General features: G+C 34.0%; 13 protein-coding genes. 5 read left to right on the plus strand and 8 right to left on the minus strand.

The window, feature by feature from the left end; translation table 11 throughout:
* Positions 1–27: 27 nt before the first annotated feature.
* On the minus strand, positions 28–2,367 hold the full coding sequence (locus tag ABYK18_RS00365; RefSeq protein WP_373034552.1) for an EAL domain-containing protein: 2,340 nt from the start codon (positions 2,365–2,367) through the stop codon (positions 28–30).
* Positions 2,368–2,473: 106 nt separating this feature from the next.
* Here ABYK18_RS00365 and ABYK18_RS00370 point away from each other — a divergent pair, with 106 nt between their 5' ends.
* Genes ABYK18_RS00370 through ABYK18_RS00380 form a run of 3 tightly spaced genes read left to right on the plus strand, consistent with a single transcriptional unit; the run spans position 2,474 to position 6,160 of the window.
* On the plus strand, positions 2,474–2,875 hold the full coding sequence (locus tag ABYK18_RS00370; RefSeq protein ID WP_373034553.1) for an Rrf2 family transcriptional regulator: 402 nt from the start codon (positions 2,474–2,476) through the stop codon (positions 2,873–2,875).
* A 4-nt stretch (positions 2,876–2,879) separates the two neighbouring features.
* Complete coding sequence (gene flhA / locus ABYK18_RS00375; RefSeq protein ID WP_373034554.1) at positions 2,880–5,051, plus strand: flagellar biosynthesis protein FlhA; 2,172 nt, start codon at positions 2,880–2,882, stop codon at positions 5,049–5,051.
* 29 nt (positions 5,052–5,080) lie between these two features.
* Positions 5,081–6,160 carry a DHH family phosphoesterase gene (locus ABYK18_RS00380; protein WP_373034555.1) on the plus strand — a complete coding sequence of 360 codons (1,080 nt, stop codon included), beginning with the start codon at positions 5,081–5,083 and terminating at the stop codon, positions 6,158–6,160.
* Between the two features lie 4 nt (positions 6,161–6,164).
* Here ABYK18_RS00380 and ABYK18_RS00385 read toward each other — a convergent pair whose 3' ends face one another.
* From ABYK18_RS00385 to ABYK18_RS00415, 7 genes are all read right to left on the minus strand, one after another.
* Positions 6,165–7,562, minus strand: a complete 1,398-nt coding sequence (locus ABYK18_RS00385) for an N-acetylmuramoyl-L-alanine amidase (protein ID WP_373034556.1) — start codon at positions 7,560–7,562, stop codon at positions 6,165–6,167.
* Between the two features lie 7 nt (positions 7,563–7,569).
* Positions 7,570–8,661, minus strand: a complete 1,092-nt coding sequence (locus ABYK18_RS00390; protein ID WP_373034557.1) for a nitronate monooxygenase — start codon at positions 8,659–8,661, stop codon at positions 7,570–7,572.
* Positions 8,662–9,861 carry a tyrosine--tRNA ligase gene (gene tyrS / locus ABYK18_RS00395; protein WP_373034558.1) on the minus strand — a complete coding sequence of 400 codons (1,200 nt, stop codon included), beginning with the start codon at positions 9,859–9,861 and terminating at the stop codon, positions 8,662–8,664.
* 114 nt (positions 9,862–9,975) lie between these two features.
* Positions 9,976–12,126 carry a bifunctional (p)ppGpp synthetase/guanosine-3',5'-bis(diphosphate) 3'-pyrophosphohydrolase gene (locus ABYK18_RS00400; protein WP_373034560.1) on the minus strand — a complete coding sequence of 717 codons (2,151 nt, stop codon included), beginning with the start codon at positions 12,124–12,126 and terminating at the stop codon, positions 9,976–9,978.
* Positions 12,127–12,130: 4 nt separating this feature from the next.
* The gene (locus ABYK18_RS00405; protein ID WP_373034562.1) at positions 12,131–12,352 is read right to left on the minus strand and encodes a DNA-directed RNA polymerase subunit omega; all 222 of its coding nucleotides are present in this window, start codon (positions 12,350–12,352) and stop codon (positions 12,131–12,133) included.
* A 14-nt stretch (positions 12,353–12,366) separates the two neighbouring features.
* A complete protein-coding gene (pyrH, locus tag ABYK18_RS00410) occupies positions 12,367–13,077 on the minus strand; it encodes a UMP kinase (protein WP_373034564.1) in 711 nt (236 codons plus the stop codon).
* Positions 13,078–13,165: 88 nt separating this feature from the next.
* A complete protein-coding gene (locus ABYK18_RS00415) occupies positions 13,166–14,434 on the minus strand; it encodes a response regulator (RefSeq protein ID WP_373034565.1) in 1,269 nt (422 codons plus the stop codon).
* A gap of 143 nt (positions 14,435–14,577) precedes the next feature.
* On the opposite strand from ABYK18_RS00415, the gene ABYK18_RS00420 reads away from it, so the two are divergent.
* Complete coding sequence (locus ABYK18_RS00420) at positions 14,578–17,496, plus strand: PAS domain S-box protein (protein WP_373034566.1); 2,919 nt, start codon at positions 14,578–14,580, stop codon at positions 17,494–17,496.
* Positions 17,489–19,228, plus strand: coding sequence for an EAL domain-containing protein (locus ABYK18_RS00425; RefSeq protein WP_373034567.1), 1,740 nt, complete (start codon positions 17,489–17,491; stop codon positions 19,226–19,228). Before ABYK18_RS00420 ends, ABYK18_RS00425 begins: the two co-directional genes overlap by 8 nt.
* Positions 19,229–19,231 lie beyond the last annotated feature (3 nt).

The following is a 19,231-nucleotide window of genomic DNA, read 5'->3' on the forward strand; positions in this document are numbered from 1 at the left end:
TAAAGTTGAAATGGGATTATAGCAAAACTATATTAAAAATGGTTTAGGCTCACTAAAATAGTATCCTTGTGATTTTTCAATTCCTAATTCCTTTACTTTTTCAAAAATCTCTTTACTCTCGACATATTCAGCGACAACCTGAATATTCATTTTTTTAGCAAAATCAACTATAACAGATGTAATTATTTCAGAATTTTTATCACGCAATATCTCTTTAATGATTGAACCGTCTATTTTTATAAAATCAGCTTCAAGGCGCATAAGGTATTCAAAGTTAGAGTAACCTGTTCCAAAGTCATCTATGGCAATCCTACAACCTAATACTTTGACATTTTTTATAAACTTTTGTATCTCATAGAAATTTTCAATACTCTCAGATTCAACTATCTCAAATATCACTCTCTCAGATATATTGTAAATTGCAAGCATCTCTAGAATATAATCATTTATCTCTTTGTCTAAGATATCATCTATACTAAGGTTTATTGAAAACTCAAAATTGTTTTCTCTAAATTCTTCAAAACTTTTTTGGATTACAATTTTTGTAAGTTGTTTGTAGAGTTTTGCTTTTTTCGCAATATCCAAAAAGAAATACGGAGTTATGATTTTATCATCTTCATCTACTAATCTCATCAATGATTCATATCTATTTATTTTAGAGTCGCTGTTATTTACTATTGGCTGAAAATAAAGAATAATTTTATCATTCTTTATAGCTTCTTTAATCTTTTTGGTCCAAAACATATTGTTTTCATACTCTTTATCCAAGCTCATCTTAGAGTCATAGATAATAATGTCTTTTGCCTCTCTTCTAGCTATTTTAAGTGCCATATCTGCAGTTATAAGCAACTGTTCTTTTTCTTCAAGAGAAACACTTATGGTGGCATTTAACTCTATAGTCTCATCTTCTACTTCATAAACATGAGAGTTAACAAATCTTGCAATTTCCTGAGCCGTTTGAACAACACTGTGAGCAGGTATGTCAATTGTAAGTATTGCAAATTCATCACCGTTTAATCTAAACATTTTAAGATTTTCGTTTGTCTTGCAAAGTTCTGAAAGTTTTATGGCAAATGCTATTAAAACTTCATCTCCGAGTTCATGTCCGTAAAAATCGTTTATCTGAGAAAAACTGTCTATATTTATAAGTATCAAAGAAAGACCATCAGATTTTTGCATCTCTTCTCTCAGTGCATTTCTATTACTGAGTTTCGTAAGAGCGTCTGTATTGGCAATCGTACGAAGTTCATTTTTTTGATTGATGAGTTGAGTGATATCATGTCTGATTGAAATATATTCAATTATCTCGTTATTGGCATCTACTATCGGTGAGACAGTTGCATCCACCCAGTAAAGAGAGCCGTCTTTTTTAACATTTCTTATTCTACCATGCCAAGTCTCTTTAGCCGTAATGGTTCTCCATAAATCTTCATAAATGGCTTTAGGAGCTGATTTGTCTCTTAAAATATTGTGATTTTTACCAATTACTTCATCAGAGCTATATCCTGTGATATTGCAAAAATTGTCATTCACATATGTTATGTTTCCATTTAAGTTACTCTTTGATACTATCAGATTACTGTCTATAGCATCTTTGTAACTCTCAAGAAAAGAGAGAGAATCTTTTAACTCATGAGTTCTCTCATCAAGCTCATCTTCCAATTTAACCTGCAATTTTGAAAAGAACTTGACCAAATAAAATGCTATAAAAGAAACAAACAACATTAGTAAAAAGTCATATATCAGTGATCCAAAAAATTGCTTATTTATTATTTTATCAACATGATATGTCGGTACTTTAACACTTAAAATACCTCTGATTTCACCTACTTTATATCCATATGCCTTATCATATTTTTTAGATATAAATTCCGGAGCTTCTTCTCTTTTACCATGGCAGGTAAGACATTTTTTTTCTATTTTTAGTGGTGTGGCGTATTGATAAAAACTGTCTTCTTCGCTAAAATATTCTTTTGCATCAGATTTATTTTTAAAATAACTAATAGCTTTTAGTTCATACTTATCAGCTTGATTTTTTGGATTTCTAGCTCTGTCGCTAACTGTTTGCATCGTTATCTGCAATCTATTTTGCTCTGAAAAAGTTTTAGAAATCTGTGCAGCAGAAAATGCAGGCAGACCGGCAAGGGTTTTTTCATCAAGTTTTATAGTTTTGTTCAGGTAAAGATTTTGGTAGTAATCTCTGTGAATCATATATAATGAATCTACAAGTTTTGCTTGTTCAGATATAAATTGTTCAACACTCTTCTTATTGTCATGATAGTTTAGGGAAATTCTGACAATTGCGATAATAAAAAACATAATAGGAACTATTATGATTAATCTTTTTGAAATAACTTTATATGACATGACGATATTATACATCTTTTTTTTATATTAGAAACTTCAATTAAAAATTTATCTTCTTTGGATATAATCTCTTCTAATTAAAATCCTAATAAAAAAAGTAAATATTATGTTAATAACTCGTGCAAGTGAATACGCAATACTCTCTCTTATAGTCTTGTCAAAAGCAGATTCACCTATGGATAGCGAAACTCTTTCTAATCAGCTTTCCATACCTAAAAGTTTTTTGGCAAAAATTTTACAGTCTCTTGCAAAAAGTGGCATCTTAAAGTCTTATAAAGGTGTTAATGGCGGTTTTACCCTTTTAAAAGATGCAAAAGATATAAGTATGCTTGATGTAATGAGCGCTGTAGAAGGAAAAGCACCGACTGTGTTTGATTGTTCCCCGTCTCCAAAAGATTGCCCAAGCGATAGAGCAGGATTATGTTCTATCTGGCCGTTTTTAAATAAGCTTCAAGGCAAAATAGATGATTTTTTAGCCGATTTATCCCTTGACGATATTTTAGAGTAATAATTTGGCAAGAAAACTCACGACAAGAGAACAAATCGGTACGACCTTAAACTTTCTAATTGGACAGAGAGATTTAAGTGTAGTTTTATTTGTAATGGCGATTTTAGCCATCATTATCGTTCCTCTTCCATCAGGCTTATTGGATGTACTTTTAACAATATCTATGGCATTAGGTGTTTTGATTTTATTAATCTCTTTATATGTTCCAAAACCAACGGATCTGACAACTTTTCCAACTCTAATTTTAATTTTAACTCTTTTTAGACTCTCATTAAATATTGCAACAACTAGAATGATTTTAAGCCATGGTCACGAAGGACCTCAGGCGGTAAGTAGTATTATTACCTCCTTTGGTGACTTTGTTGTTGGTGGTAACTTTGTAATAGGTATTATAGTCTTCTCAATCTTAGTCCTTATTAACTTTATGGTTATAACAAAAGGTTCAACAAGGGTTGCAGAAGTTGCTGCACGTTTTACACTGGACTCGATGCCTGGTAAACAAATGGCAGTTGATGCCGACCTTAATGCCGGACTTATTGACGATGCTGAGGCTAAACAACGTCGTGCTGAAATCCTTCAAGATGCAAACTTTTATGGAGCAATGGACGGTTCGTCCAAGTTTGTAAAAGGTGATGCAGTTGCAGGTATTGTAATCACACTTATAAATATTATTGGCGGTTTTCTTATAGGTGTTTTTCAACATGATATGACAGTTTCAGATAGTGCATCTACTTTTACACTCCTCACTATAGGTGATGGTTTAGTTGGTCAAATTCCTGCTCTTATTATCTCTACTGCTACAGGTATTATGATTACCCGCTCTTCAGGAGAGGGAGACAACTTCGCAGAGGGTACTATCAACCAAATGATAGGGAACTCAAAAATTCTTATGATAGTTGGTTTTATCATGATTCTTTTTGCTTTAGTTCCAGGACTTCCTACTGCTTCTATGGGTTTTGTTGGTATTTTATTTGCACTTCTTGGTTGGTCTATTTACAAATTTGAAAAAGGTGAGCTGACTATTCTTGATGTTAGCAAAATACTCTCTCCAAGGGACCAAGAGCAACAAGAACGTGAAGAGGCGGCTGCCAAACCTGAAAAATCTAATGAAGAGATAGCAAAAGAAGAAGAGACTGCATTAGAAGATATACTCAAAGTAGAGATGCTAGAACTCACACTTGGTTATCAGCTTATACGTCTTGCTGACCATTCTCAAGGTGGAGATTTACTTGAGAGAATCCGCTCTATGAGGCGTAAGATTGCATCTGATTTTGGTTTTTTAATGCCTCAGGTTCGTATCAGAGACAACCTGCATCTGCAACCTGAACAATATCAGATTTTACTAAAGGGTATCTCGATTGGTGAAGGCAGTATCAAACCTGATAAATTCTTAGCAATGGACAGCGGTATGGCAACGGGTGAAATTGAGGGAGAACCTACAAAAGAACCGGCTTTTGGCTTAGATGCTATATGGATACTCCCTGATCAAAAAGAGGATGCAATTATAAACGGCTACACTGTTGTAGATCCTGCCACTGTCATATCTACACATATGAGCGAACTTGTTAAACGAAACGCAGAAGATCTTCTGACTCGCCAAGAAGTACAAACTCTCATAGAAAAAATCAAAACTGATTTCCCTGTTATAGTGGATGATGTCCAGAAGGTCGCCTCTATCGGTCTGATACAACGCATATTAAAAGCTCTTTTACATGAAAAGATTCCGCTCAAAGATATGCTGACTATACTCGAGACTATTGCGGATATCGCAGAGTTTACCAAAAATGTAGATATCATAACCGAACAGGTACGCTCAAAACTGTCCCGCATTATTACACAGATGTACTCAAGCGATGACGGAGTCATAAGACTTCTTACTTTTGATACTTCATCAGAGCAACTTATGTTAGAAAAATCACAAGAACAAGATGGTGTAAGAAATCTTTTACTCAGTGTCGGAGAGATAAACCAACTTATTCAGGCAACAAGTGCAAAAGCACATGAACTGCTTCAAAAAGGTGTATCTCCTGTTGTCATAATCGTAGACCCTCAGCTTCGCCGCGGTGTAGCAGAAATCTTTGAGAGATTTTCTCTTGATGTTGTGACACTTTCACATGCAGAAATAGATTCAAGTGCAACTTTTGAGGTAATGGGCTCAATCTCAATCGGACAATAAATTATAGTATAATACCTCCAAGGAAAATAATGAAGAAAAAAACAATTTACCATCTATCACATATTGATTTAGATGGTTATAGCTGTCAGTTAGTGATGAAATTCACTCCATATGAATTATTTAATTATAACGCTAACTACGGGGCTGAAGTCAAGCAAAAACTGGAACTTATACTGGAGAAGATAAACAAAAGCAATACTGACTCCATCATCCTAATAACAGACTTAAACCTTACTTTTGATGAATCCAGATGGCTTAATAACGAAGTAAAAAAAATCAATGAAAATAAAAAGAGTGTAACCCTTATCCTGCTTGACCATCATGGAAGCGGAGAAGACAGTGCAAACAAATATGACTGGTATTATCTTGACACTTCTAGATGTGCCACAAAAATAACATACGATTATGCACGTGAACATTTTGAACTTGATGAACCAAAATGGATGAATAAGTTTGTAAATATAGTCAATGCAGTTGATTTATGGAAACAAGAAGAAGTAGAAAACTTTGAATACGGCAAAGTATGTATGAAACTTGTCAATGAGACAAGAGAACTAAACAAAGTTATGTTTGCAGATATAGATAACAACTATAAAATATCTCTACTGCTTGAAGCAACAAAGTATATAGATGAGGAGAATGCTCCGATAGTCTTAGATGAGAAAATTCATCTTCTTAAAAAAGAGTTTTTTAAAGAAGACAAAAATGACACTCTTGATAATTTAGCAACAAAATTTATTGTAAAACTATTAGGCCAAGCAAGAGATGAAAAGACTATATACTATAAAGGTTATAGAGGCTTTTTAAGTTACGGTGTCGGAAATACGTCTATCATAGGCAATGGTTTTTTACTTGCTTATCCTGAGTATGATTTTATTGTAGATGTAAGTTACCGCGGTACTATGAGCTTAAGAGCAAACGACAAAGTAAGTGTTTCTCAAATCTCAAAAGAGTGGGCAAACGGTGGCGGGCATCCAAATGCTGCCGGTGGAAGAATTATAGGATTTAAAGAGCAATACCGTTACGATAAAGTTAAAAAACAGATAGAAAAAATCATAAATGATAAAGAAGCTGTTGCCGGCGACTTAGAGTACAAGAAAGAGGACTAACATCCTAATTCTTGGCAAAATATCTCTCAATACCGTTTGCTAAACCTATAGCCATTGTTTTTCTATAATTGTTATCTACTAATCTTTTTGCTTCCTTAGGATGAGAAATAAAACCGACTTCTACCAAGACTGCCGGCATCTGGGCACCGACTAAAACCCAAAAAGGCCCTTCTCTGACTCCGCCGTCTCTGACCTTATATTTTTTGTTTAATGAACCGAGCATTCCTCTTTGCAAGTCTATCGCAAGTTTATTTGATGCTAAAATCTTGTGATGGTTTAAAAAGTTTAAAAAAGTATTCTTTCCATATTTATTCATGTCACTCAAATCTGCCGAGTTCTCTTTTGCAGCAACTTTTTCAGCTCGTGCAGAACGCGAAGATGATAAAAAGTAACACTCTATTCCGTGGGCTTTATCCGCATTTTTATGTCCGACAGCATTAGCATGAATGCTTACAAATATATCTGCTTTTCTCTTATTTGCGTACTCTGTTCTTTTACTTAGTTTTACAAATTTATCTCTGTCTCTTGTCATATATACTTTATAACCGCGAGAGCGTAATATTTTTCTAAGTTCCTGTGAGATCTTAAACACTACAACTTTTTCTCTATACTTTCTATATCCTACAGCACCAGGGTCTTTTCCACCATGTCCTGCATCTATTACTATTGTCTTATTTCTATCCGCTCTTCTAGGTGATGTAGATTTGGGTAAAGGCAATGCTGTCTTTGAGATTTTCTTACCAGATGCTGATTTAATATAAATAACCAACTTAGTAGACTCTCTTTTAAATTTTACCTTTACTTTCTCACTATTTTCAATAACCAGTCTTAAAGTATTTGTGTCAAATTGAGCCAATTTTATTCTGTTTATATCACTTTTTCTCAAGTTCTGGGACTTTGTAAGCATCGAAGCATGAATATCAAAGACATATCTATATCTGCCTTTTTTAGAATCATACAAAGTAAAGTAATTTATTTGATTATTATTTAAGCTGTTGTCAAACTTTAAGATCAGGTCATCACCTTTCCATCGCACTGATTTTAGCTTATGAGAAGATGTTATTTTTATGTTTTTAGCTTTTTTGGATTTTTTTATAGCTTTTGGAGACGGAGCTCGATATGAAGTTTTTGGTTTTATCTTTGAGAGTTCATCCGAGTATTGAGAAATATCTATATGAAGTTTATTTCCACTTTTTACTATGCCTTTTAAGGCACTGATTTTAAGATTGTCATCTTCTGCCATAATAGCACGTAGATATAGATTTTTATAGTCATTATATGCACGAAACTGATTTGATTTTGAACTGCTTTTCATAAAGCCGTCGGCTCGTTTTAAAATCTCACTATCACTTTGTGCATATAATGTAACAACAATAAAAAGCAAACTCAGCCAGCGAAACATCCTTTGTCTATTCGCCTTGCATCAATTTATCAATCAACTCTTTAACTGAGATAATCTCATTTAACTTATAGCCGTTAGTCCCTGAGAAAAACAAACCAGTTTCAGTATTACCCATAAAAGCGTCACTTAGTCTGTCAGCAATACAAAAACCGACTTCTTTTGCTTCTTCACCGCGGTTACAAGGTGCGACACAGTTTGAAATACACTTAATTGCAGGACCTTCTCTTTTCTCAACCAAATGAGTAAGATTTGTAACAACCCCTTGTGCCGGATATCCGACAGGAGAGCCCATCAGTTTGATATCTTCCTTTTTAGCGTTGATCAGGACATTTTTAAGATTTATATGCGCATCACACTCATGAGTACCGATAAAACGTGTTCCCATCTGAACTCCGGATGCACCAAGAGAGAGCATCTCCTCAATGTCATTTTTATCCCAAACACCGCCGGCAGCTATTACAGGTATATCACCCCAAGTAGCAGCTTCTTCAACAACGGGACCTACAATATTTTCAAGTTGATTTTCAGGAAGCTTGCACTGCTCATAGGTAAAACCTTGATGTCCACCGCTCTTAGGTCCTTCAACAACTACGGCATCAGGAAGTCTGTTATATCTTTTTTGCCATCTTTTACATATGATTTTAAGAGCTTTAGGTGATGATACGATAGGAACAAGTGCTACATCTGGAAAACCTTCTGTAAACTCAGGCATATTTGTAGGAAGGCCCGCACCTGTAATAATTATATTTACTCCTGCTTCACAGGCATCTTTTACAACACGGCCGTAATCGTTCATTGCGTACAGAATGTTTGCCGCAAGCGGTTTATCGCCGCATATCTTTCTTGCATTTTCTACAATCTTATGAAGTCCCTCAGGAGAGTAGAAATTTGCCTCGCTTAGCGGTCTATCAGAGACAAGTTTTTTTGCATATGTTTTATCTTCGTAATAACCGGTACCGACTGCACTGACAACACCTAAGCCACCCTCTTTCGATACATTGCCGGCTAGTTTATCCCAACTGATTCCGACACCCATACCGCCTTGAACTATAGGTTTATCTATTACATATTTTCCAATTTTTAACGACTTAAAACTCATCTAATTAACCTTTAATTTTGCAAACTTTCTTTTTCCGACTTGAAGTATATATTCTCCACTCGAGAGTTGTAACTGCATATCCAATATCTTTTCTTGGTTTATTTTAACAGCACCTTGCTTAATATCTCTTCTTGCTTGTGAAGTAGATGGCTCAATGTTACAATCTACTAAGGCTTGCGCTATCCATATTTCCCCATCACAACTATATTCATCTATATCTGTTGGAATCTGGCTTTTTGCATGAACTCTGTCAAACTCTGCTTTTGCATTTTTTGCCAACTCATCATTATGAAATCTGGCAGTTATCTCTAATGCCAAATCCTCTTTGACAGCTTTTGGATGAAGCGATCCATCAAGAACGCCGTTTTTAATCATTTGGATTTCTTCTAAAGATTTTGTACTCAGTAGTTCGTAAAATCTCCACATAAGCTCATCTGAGATGCTAAGGACTTTTCCAAACATATCATTAGGCTCATCAGTCACACCTACATAGTTGTTTAATGATTTACTCATCTTTTGAACACCGTCAAGACCTTCTAAAATCGGCATCATCAAAACTGCTTGTTGTTTTTTTACATCATAAGTTTTTTGAAGCTGTCTTCCCATCAAAAGATTAAACTTCTGATCGGTTCCGCCTATTTCTATATCACTTTTAAGATGTACGCTGTCATAACCTTGAAGAAGCGGATACATAAACTCACTTACCGCTATGGGTGTTTGAGCTGCATATCTTTTTGAAAAATCATCACGTTCAAGCATTCTTGCAACAGTAAGAGTCGAAGCAAGTTCAAGCATGCCGATTGCACCGAGCGGTTCAAGCCAGTCATTATTGTAAACAATCTCTGTTTTACTCTCATCAAGTATTTTAAAAGCCTGTGTAGTGTAACTTGCAATATTCTTTTTAATATCTTCCTTGCTTAAAACTTTTCTAGTTACATTTTTACCAGTAGGATCGCCTATTGTCGCAGTAAAATCACCTATGAGAAACTGTACGGTAGCTCCATATTTTTGAAATGTAGCAAGCTTTTGCAGAAGCACCGTATGACCTAGATGCAAATCCGGCGCTGTAGGGTCAAAACCGGCTTTTACCGTATAAGTTTTTCCCTCTTCAAAGTATGCCTTGAGTAATTTTTCAATTCTTTCATTGTCAATTATTTCGGCAGAGCCTCTGTTTATTTCTCTTAAAGCTTCTTGTAACATAACTATAACCACACCTTTGTAATTTTTAAATATTCTGGCTCACAGAGCCTAGCTTCAGCGACCTCAGCGGTCCAAGCGCAGTAAAATGGACTTTGTTCATTTTGCGCAACTAATTTAACGATAAGCATCATCGGTTCGTATAAGATGTATAACTTTTATTTTTTGCTCCATTCTAGCACGAAGTGAATTAATATCGGCTTCTTTTGATTCAAAGCCAAGTTCACAAAAACGCGATGATTCACTCCTGTTTTTACCTAATTCTATAGAGTTTATATCTATATTTAGTTTCACTAAAAAGTTTAAAAAATCTGCTAGAGTTCCTTTTCCACTGTGAAGAGAAACTATCATATTATAGTTATAGACATTCTGTTTTTCCCATTTTACAAAAACCATAGGTTCGTTTGCTTCTATCATTTTTGCAGCGCTTTTACACATCTTATGGTGAATATGAGCTTTGCCTTTTTCTAAAAATGCCACTATCTCATCATCTGATTTTGGATGACAGCAATAATCAAATACAATATCACTGATATTTGAAGTGCTGTATACTTCTATTCCTCTGATACTGTATAGTTTTAACTTAAATCTATGACGGGAAAGAAATCTTTTAAATCTTGAGTTTTGACTTATTTCCAAAGTATACTTATGGATTACATCGCGAAAACTCTCTATATCTGTAGGAATATTTGCTCTTTTGTCACAGCTGTTTCTGTCAAACCACTCTTCAACTCGTGAATGGTTTAGATTCATAGCAGCTGCTACGATATTTAGACTCGATTTTGCATTGATATCTCTGACTCTAGCATTACAGTTAAGTCTCATATTTGTTTTTGCTTTAGATGTTTTTACCGCATCTATCCATGAGCATCTTGTAACAACCTCTTTAGCTACATTTATTCTAACTATATCACCATTATGCAATTCACTAAGAAGAGGTGTTTTTACTTTATTTACAAGTGCGGATTTTGCCGTATTGCCGACCGCCGTATGAACGGCATAAGCAAAATCCAGTACAACTGCACCGCGAGGAAGAGTAAACGGTTCTCCACGCGGTGAAAAAACAGCTATATCTTCAGAATAAAGATCGTTTTTAATTAACGCATAAAAATCTTCAACAGACTCATTTTGATAACTTAAGTTATGTAACCAGTCCAGCTTAATATTATTTCCGCCACTTTTATATTTCCAGTGTGCGGCTACACCCAGTTCTGCAGTTTTATGCATATCAAATGTTCTGATTTGCACTTCAAATATTGCAGTATGATAAAAAACCGTAGTATGAATCGTTTGATAACCGTTATCTTTTGCTACTGCTATATAGTCTTTAAACCTTGAAGATAGCGGTTGGAAGTGCAAGTGTATAAGCCCCAGGATGTTATAGCATTTTACAGGATCTGTAGTTAAGATCCTGACAGCCAAAAGGTCAAGTACTTCATCAATAGAAACACCTTTTCTTTGCATCTTCAAATAGATAGAATATCGGTGTTTAACACGAGAGAGTATTTCAAAGTCATCTTCACAAAAACCGTTTTTAGATAAAAGCTTATGAATTGATTCTTTAAACTCTTCGAGCTTCATCTCGATCGCATGATAGTTTGTGTCAAGATAGTTGTCTATATGATGTTTTTCTTCTTTGAAAAGATATGAGAAACTTAAATCTTCTAATATGTTTTTCAAAAAAGAGATACCAAGTCGGTGAGCAATCGGGGCATAAACGACTAACGTTTCTTCCGCAATTCTGTTTTGTTTATGTTCAGGAAGTGCTTCTAATGTAAGCATATTATGAAGTCTGTCGCAAAGTTTTACTACCAAAACTCTTACATCTTCTATACTCGCTAAGAGCATTTTACGGAAGGAGAGAGCTGAGACAACCAGTCTCTCATTTGAAGTTGATGGTATCAACTCAGAATCTCTGATAGTATCTATCTTAGTCAAGCCCTCAACTAAATGTGCGACATCCTGACCGAAAAGCTCTGTGACTTTCTCAATGGTTATATCCGTGTCTTCAACAACATCATGTAAAAGTGCTGCAATAGCCATAGCTTCATCACTAGTAATCGATGAGACAATACTTGCAACTAAAATCGGGTGTACTATGTATGGTTGTCCACTCTTTCTAAACTGCTCAATGTGCGCAGTTTTAGAATATTCCAGAGCTTGAAGAAGCTTATCACTTGGAGTTATTTGAGAAAATAAATATTCTTGTGCCGAGTCAACATCATGCAGATGCTTAACTTTTTCTATATCTACTTGACTCAGACTCAAATTGTTACTTTTGTACGTCTACAAAACCTTTAACTTTTATAAGGCCTTGTGCAATCTCCATTAAAGCTAAATCAGCTGCTTTAATGCTTTTTGGGTCAATATTTAACTTACTTGTAGAACCGTTTAGAAGTTCATCACTTCTTTTTGCTACGGCTAATGCTAACTGGTAACGATCCATGTTTTGGTTTTCTTCTAAAATTTTTGCTGTTAATTCTTCAACTTTCATTTTATCTCCTCAGATTATTTTACTATTGAGCAATTTTGCATATTGCCATTTAAGATGTCTAAAAGATTACCCTCTTTAGACATATCACAAACGATTATCGGTAGTTTATTATCTTTTGCCAAAGCAATCGATGTATCATCCATAACTTTAATATGATCATTAAGTGCTTGTTCATAGGTAAGTTCTGAAAGTTTTACCGCATCGCTGTACTTTGAAGGGTCTTTATCATAAACACCATCCACTTTTGTTGCTTTGATTATAACCTCAGCACCTATCTCGACTGCTCTAAGCGTTGCCGCCGTATCTGTTGTAAAGAAAGGGTTACCTGTTCCTGCTGCAAAAATAACAACACGACCTTTTTCCAAATGACGAACTGCACGACGATTTATGTAAGGCTCTGCAATCTGTTCCATTTTAATAGCTGTCTGCATACGAACTTGGAGTCCTGCATGTTCACAAGCCTCTTGCATCGCAACACCGTTTATTACGGTTGCCAACATTCCCATGTAATCACCGCTTGTTCTTTTAATAATTCCATCTTGGGCTGCTGTAACACCACGGATAATATTTCCGCCACCGATAACGATACCTACTTCAATACCTGCATTTACCAGTGACTTTATCTCCTGAGAGATATAGTTTAAAATCTGTGTGTCAATCCCATGACCTGCTTCACCTGCAAGAGCTTCACCTGAAAACTTAACCAATACCCGTTTGTTAGCCATGAAATTCCTTTGTATCTAATCCGCGAATTATATTCAAAAATGTCTTTGATATTGCTTTGAGAGAATCTACTCTATATTATTTACTCTTTTATAAAAGCATATCATCAAATTTTTCCTCTATCTCTTTGAGTAAATTATCTATTGTCGAATAAATATTTGCATCTATGCATAGATGCATAGGCTGATAGAGTATGTTACTTCTATCGAGTCTAGTGTCATTGTAATCTTCCACGGTCGATATATAGGATATTTTATTGATAACATAATCTACAATATCTTTTAGATTATGTTCTCTAACAAACACATACCTGTTATGTCCGTAATAAGAGACAAAGACAGAATGTTCATCAAGCTCTTTTTTTTCTTTTTTGAGCACTTTTGCAACATTTTCATCAATATGTTTTCTTATATCTTTTCCATGCCATTTAATCATTTTTTCTATATTTTCAATTACAACTAAATCAATTACAAAAAGTACACCTTTGCCAAGTCTGTATTCAATCTCTGAAGTCATTGCATACCTGTTCGGCAAGCCCGTCTTTATATCGATATTTATAAGTTCCTCTTCTTCTGTAATATCAGTAAATGATATAACATATTTATCCTCAGCAGGAACTTTTTTACATTTTAACAAGTAGATATTCTCTCGAGTATCTTTTTTCATAATGACTTTATTAATCTCATCTTTTTTAGATTCTAAAAGCTCAATAAGTTCTTTGTTGCTATTTGCGCTTATATACTCTTTACGAACTTCAAAAAGCGATGATACATGTACAATCTCTTGATAAAAAGCCTCTTGATTTTCATAACCTGCCATACTTAAAAACTGTTTATTAACCTGTGTAATTTTTCCGGCATCTATGATTATAATACCGTGTTCAATCATATCAACTATTGTTTGTGCCTGCAATATATTTTTTGCTATTTCTTCTTGAAGAAGTTCATTTTGTTTTTTATTATAAATTTGCTCGCTTATTTTATACAGTACAAGTAAAAATTGCTTGTTGTTAAATGGTTTTAATACAAATTTATCAACACCGCTGTCAATTAATTCTACAAGATATTTTGGTTCATTATATGCAGAAGTAACGATAATCTTTTGCTCTTCATTAATCTCTTTAATAGCATGAATCATCTCTATACCATTCATCTTGGGCATATTTATATCACTGATAACAATGTCATAGTTTCCATTTTTATAAAGCTCCAATCCTTCTTCACCGTTCCCGGCTAAATCTATACTTGGAAAAAAACGTCCTAAAAAGTCTCGTATTTCCTCTCGGATATTATCATCATCTTCAACATAAAGCACTTTTATATCAGATGCATATTTTATCAGCTTGCTAATAGTAATCATTTTTGCTCCAAAATCTTTCTTTTGGTATCGCTTTTATTTTATTTACATGTATTTTAGCATAATGTTTTTATCATTACTATTATGTTATTATTTATGTGCACCTATTAAATTATCATCTCTCTCAAGCGAAAAAAAGGAAGTTTATGAAAAAACTAAATACGTCGTCGCTCCGCAAAAGTGTAATTACGTATATTGCCGCTACAATGTTTTTTTTAATTATTGTCATAATTGTGGTGACTAATCTGGTTCATAAACATATTCACAATGTGGATGATCAAGCACATTCAAAAAAAATTCAAACAAGTATTGATAAAGTTATTGATCATTATGTTAAAGAGTATCAATATATTTCAAAAAGAATAATACAAACCACTAATCTTGTGCAACTTCTTAAAGAAGAAGATTGTGAAACAATTTACACAACCTTTAAGCCCAAGTGGGATCTGATGAAAGAACAAGAGAGTTCTCTTAGGACTATGCATTTTTACAGGAAAGACGGCATTACTTTTTTGAGAATTCATATGCCTGAGTCATTTGGTGATGAACTTTCAAATCTTAAAAATATGATAGATGAAGTTGGCAAATCACATAAGTTCATGAGTGGTTATGAAACTGGAAAACATGCCTCGTTATATAGAATAATAACACCTATATATGATGAAGATCAGGTATACATAGGAGCACTTGAATTTGGACTTGATCTAAAGTTCATTATTCGCGAGCTTCATGATATAAATGGCATTAACGGGCTTGTATTTATTAAAGATGAAAAATTATCAGACCTTAATCAAACAAATTATCCGATTATAGACGGGTATAGATTGATATCCGAACCTGAAGGAGAATTGGAGACAATCTATAAAGAATTAAAGACTATTAATTACAAAAAAAACGATGTTATACTCAAGGCAAAAGAAAATAACTACAAAGTTCATATTTTTACGTTAAATGATTATAAACATCAACCAAAAATAAAAATCCTTATCTTTCATAGCATCATAGAAAAATGGACTTTTGAAAATCTTTTATTAATAATCCAATCATCTTTAATATTAATATCTCTTGCTTTACTAATTTGGATTGTTTACAGACGCATTAGACTCTATGAAAAAAGCGTTTTACAAATATATAAAGAGCAAACCAGAAAGATTTATGAAAGTGAGCATCTTCTTGCAAAGTCGCAGCAAATTACCCATATTGGCAGTTGGAGACTAGACATTATTTCAGATGAGCTTATTTGGTCAGAGGAGATTTTCAGGATATTTGAAATAGATCCAAAATTTTTCGATGCTACATATGATGCCTTTTTAGAGGCTGTACACCCGCTAGACAGAGAAGTTGTCAACACCAAATATCAAGAATCTTTGCAAAATAAAACACCTTACTCTTTAGAGCATCGTTTGCTGATGAAAGACGGACGCGTTAAGTTTGTAAAAGAGAGATGTGAGACTACGTTTAATAAAGATGGTAATGCTTTAGTATCTATAGGTACATTGGAAGACATTACAAAACAAAAAGAGCTTCAACACGAATTAGAGTTTAATCGTGACTATCTTCAAAATATTATAGACGTGATTCCAAATATAGTTATAGTTACAGACGGAGAAAAGATTAAAAGAGCAAACCGTACCATGCTTGATTTTACGGGATATAACACTTTAGATAAGTTCAAAGAAGAACACGATTGCATTTGCGATTATTTTATTGAAGAAAAGAACACTCTTATGCCGCTTATGGATGATATGACCTGGCTTGAGTATATGTTTAGAAATCCGGCTGATATACATGAAGCTTCTATGATGCATAAAGGTAAAATACATCGTTTTATTGTTCAGGCAAAAAAACTGCCTATAGATAATATAAATGAAGCAGAACTCTCTGTTGTAACATTTACGGATGTAACAGAGATTCAAATCATACAAAACGAACTAAACAATAGTAATGCAATTCTTTTAGAGAATGAAACGAAACTAAGAGCCATAACAGACTCTGCTCTAGACGGCATTATTATGCTTGATCATGAAGGCAAATTTATATTTTGGAATCCAAAAGCAAAAGCAATACTCGGTTATGAAGAAGAAGAACTTTTAGGAAAAGATTTTCATAAAATAGTTGCTCCTGAAGCCTTTCATGAAGCTGCCAAAAAAGGGTATGAAAAGTTTGCCAAAACCGGTAAAGGAGACGCAATTAGCAAAATATTAGAACTCTCGGCTATTAGGAAAGGCGGTATTGAATTTCCTGTCTCACTCTTACTTAGTGGTGTTCAAATAGATGGAAAGTGGCATGGAATCGGATTTATGCGTGACATAACCGAGACTAAAAAAATGCAAAATGAACTTAAAGAAAAAGATAATATTATGCTGGCTCAATCACGCCAGGCTGCTATGGGAGATATGATAAGCATGATCGCGCATCAATGGCGCCAACCGATTACAGCCATAAGTATGAGTGCTCAAAATATGCAGCTTGATCTTGAATTGGAAGATATTGATCCAAAACGATTTGATGAAAAACTAACTAAGATTGTTGAACAAACTGCATTTTTATCTCATACTATTGATGACTTTAGAAACTTCCTTAAACCAAATAAAAAACCTGACACATGTAGACCATCGAGGATAATAGAAGGCGCACTCGGACTTGTCGGAAAAAGTTTAGAAAACAACAATATCTCTATAGAAAAATCAATAACCAACGATACGGAGATTGTTACATATTTTAGTGAAGTGATTCAAGTATTGCTCAATATCATCAACAATTCAAAAGATATTATAATCATTAAAAATATAGATAAAGGGACAATTAAAATTCTTGTAGACAATGATGATGAGAATGTTTATATTGAGATATGTGATAATGCAGGAGGTATTCCCGATGACGTCATGCCTAGAATATTCGAGCCGTATTATACTACTAAAGATGAAAAGGGAGGCACAGGTTTGGGACTTTATATGTCTCAGATGATTGTGGAAAAACATCTTAAAGGTATGATAACAGCACAAAATATTAATGGGGGTGCTTGTTTTAAGATATCACTTCCCTTAAAGAGTATTAATGAGTAATAACGTGGTTGATTATAAAAAACTAAAAGAATACACAAAAGATATGCATCTCCTATATGTTGAAGATGACGCGTTAATCCAAAAAGAGATGAATGAGTTTTTAAAAAGATTTTTTCCTGTTGTGGATTTAGCGCATGATGGAAAAGAAGGTCTTGAACTTTATAAAAAAGGCACTTATGATTTAGTTATCAGTGATATCAATATGCCAAATATGAACGGCATAGAAATGACTAAGGCAATCTTAGAGAAAACACCGAACCAGTCTATTATCATAAACTCTGCATATAGTGAATCCGAATATCTTCTGGAACTAATAAACACGGGGATAGAGTACTATGTTCTAAAGCCGGTTGATATAAAACAACTAATGAAAGTAATCTTTAGATTTGCAGAAGCTAAACACAATGAAAGAATGGCATATCTTTATCATGTATCAATTAAAAAACAAAACATGGATCTTGAGAAAAGTCTTGAAGAGAAGAGTCAAATAATCAATACCCAAATATACAGAGACAGTTTGACGGGTCTAGACAACTTATGTGCCTTCATGTATAACGCTGATTCAATCAAACGTAAACATCTTGAATTTACTGTTTTAATTCTTTTAGATATTGACAGCCTGCAATATATAAATGATCTTTATGGGAATGAAGTCGGAAGCAAGGTTCTTATAAGTTTTTCTGAATTTCTAAAGAATTTTGCCAAAGAAAACTCATATGAGCTCTACCATACTGCAGGTGATCAATTTGTCCTTTTAGATCAGGTAGCTTATATAGACACAGAAAAATATGAAATAGAGTTAGAGCTTTTACTTAAACAAATCAAAGAATTTACTTACTGCATAACTGGCACACAAGAAGAGCTCGATGTAAATGCCACTATCGGTATGTCGATGGGACAGGAATATTCACTTAAAAATGCAGATATGGCATTAAAAAATGCAAAACAAAACCATAAGACTTACTCCGTTTACAATACTCTATTAGATACGACAAAAGAGATACAGCAAAAAATGCAATGGAGACAGAGGGTTACAAATGCTATAGAAAATAACCGTATTGTTCCCGTATATCAACCTATAGTAAACACAAAAGGAGAAATCGTCAAGTATGAATCACTTATGCGAATTCTTGAAGTAGAAGATGGCATTGAGAATTTAATCTCACCGATTCATTTTATGGATGTTGCGATAGAAGCTAAGCAGTATTCTCTAATCTCTGCCATGATGATTTACAAAGTCCTTGATTTTCTTAAAACAAATGAGCACATCATCTCTATTAATCTGAGCTATTTTGATATTTTAGATAAAGATTTTATGGATAGTATTTATAAAAGAGTCGCTAAAGACGGTATCGGGGATAGACTCATCGTCGAGATAACCGAAAATGAAAGTATACAAGACTATAAAATCCTAAAAAACAGCATTAAAAAATTCCGCCGTTTGGGTGTACGAATTGCTATTGATGATTTTGGAAGCGGATATTCTAATTTTAGTCAAATACTTGAAATTCATCCTGATTATATTAAAATTGACGGAACACTTATTGAAAACATAGATATTGATTCTCATGCTTTTATTTTAACAAATGCTATTGTTTCGTTCTTTCATGAACTCGGTATTAAAGTTATTGCAGAGTATGTGCACAGCAAAACAATTCACGATATTCTGCAAGGATTTAAAATCGATGAGTTTCAAGGTTATTACTTCTCTGAACCACTAAGGGATATATAACAT

Origin of the sequence: Sulfurimonas sp. (assembly GCF_041563495.1) — a bacterium.
In the GTDB taxonomy this organism is placed as follows: Bacteria; Campylobacterota; Campylobacteria; order Campylobacterales; family Sulfurimonadaceae; genus Sulfurimonas.

Excerpts from the sequence above, each read along its gene's own strand:
- ABYK18_RS00385 (WP_373034556.1), bottom strand. The coding sequence starts at position 7,562 with ATGTTTCGCTGGCTGAGTTTGCTTTTTATTGTTGTTACATTATATGCA.
- ABYK18_RS00380 (WP_373034555.1), top strand. The coding sequence starts at position 5,081 with ATGAAGAAAAAAACAATTTACCATCTATCACATATTGATTTAGATGGT.
- ABYK18_RS00365 (WP_373034552.1), bottom strand. The coding sequence starts at position 2,367 with ATGTCATATAAAGTTATTTCAAAAAGATTAATCATAATAGTTCCTATT.
- tyrS (WP_373034558.1), bottom strand. The coding sequence starts at position 9,861 with ATGTTACAAGAAGCTTTAAGAGAAATAAACAGAGGCTCTGCCGAAATA.
- ABYK18_RS00405 (WP_373034562.1), bottom strand. The coding sequence starts at position 12,352 with ATGAAAGTTGAAGAATTAACAGCAAAAATTTTAGAAGAAAACCAAAAC.
- ABYK18_RS00425 (WP_373034567.1), top strand. The coding sequence starts at position 17,489 with ATGAGTAATAACGTGGTTGATTATAAAAAACTAAAAGAATACACAAAA.
- ABYK18_RS00390 (WP_373034557.1), bottom strand. The coding sequence starts at position 8,661 with ATGAGTTTTAAGTCGTTAAAAATTGGAAAATATGTAATAGATAAACCT.
- ABYK18_RS00420 (WP_373034566.1), top strand. The coding sequence starts at position 14,578 with ATGAAAAAACTAAATACGTCGTCGCTCCGCAAAAGTGTAATTACGTAT.
- ABYK18_RS00370 (WP_373034553.1), top strand. The coding sequence starts at position 2,474 with ATGTTAATAACTCGTGCAAGTGAATACGCAATACTCTCTCTTATAGTC.
- pyrH (WP_373034564.1), bottom strand. The coding sequence starts at position 13,077 with ATGGCTAACAAACGGGTATTGGTTAAGTTTTCAGGTGAAGCTCTTGCA.
- ABYK18_RS00415 (WP_373034565.1), bottom strand. The coding sequence starts at position 14,434 with ATGATTACTATTAGCAAGCTGATAAAATATGCATCTGATATAAAAGTG.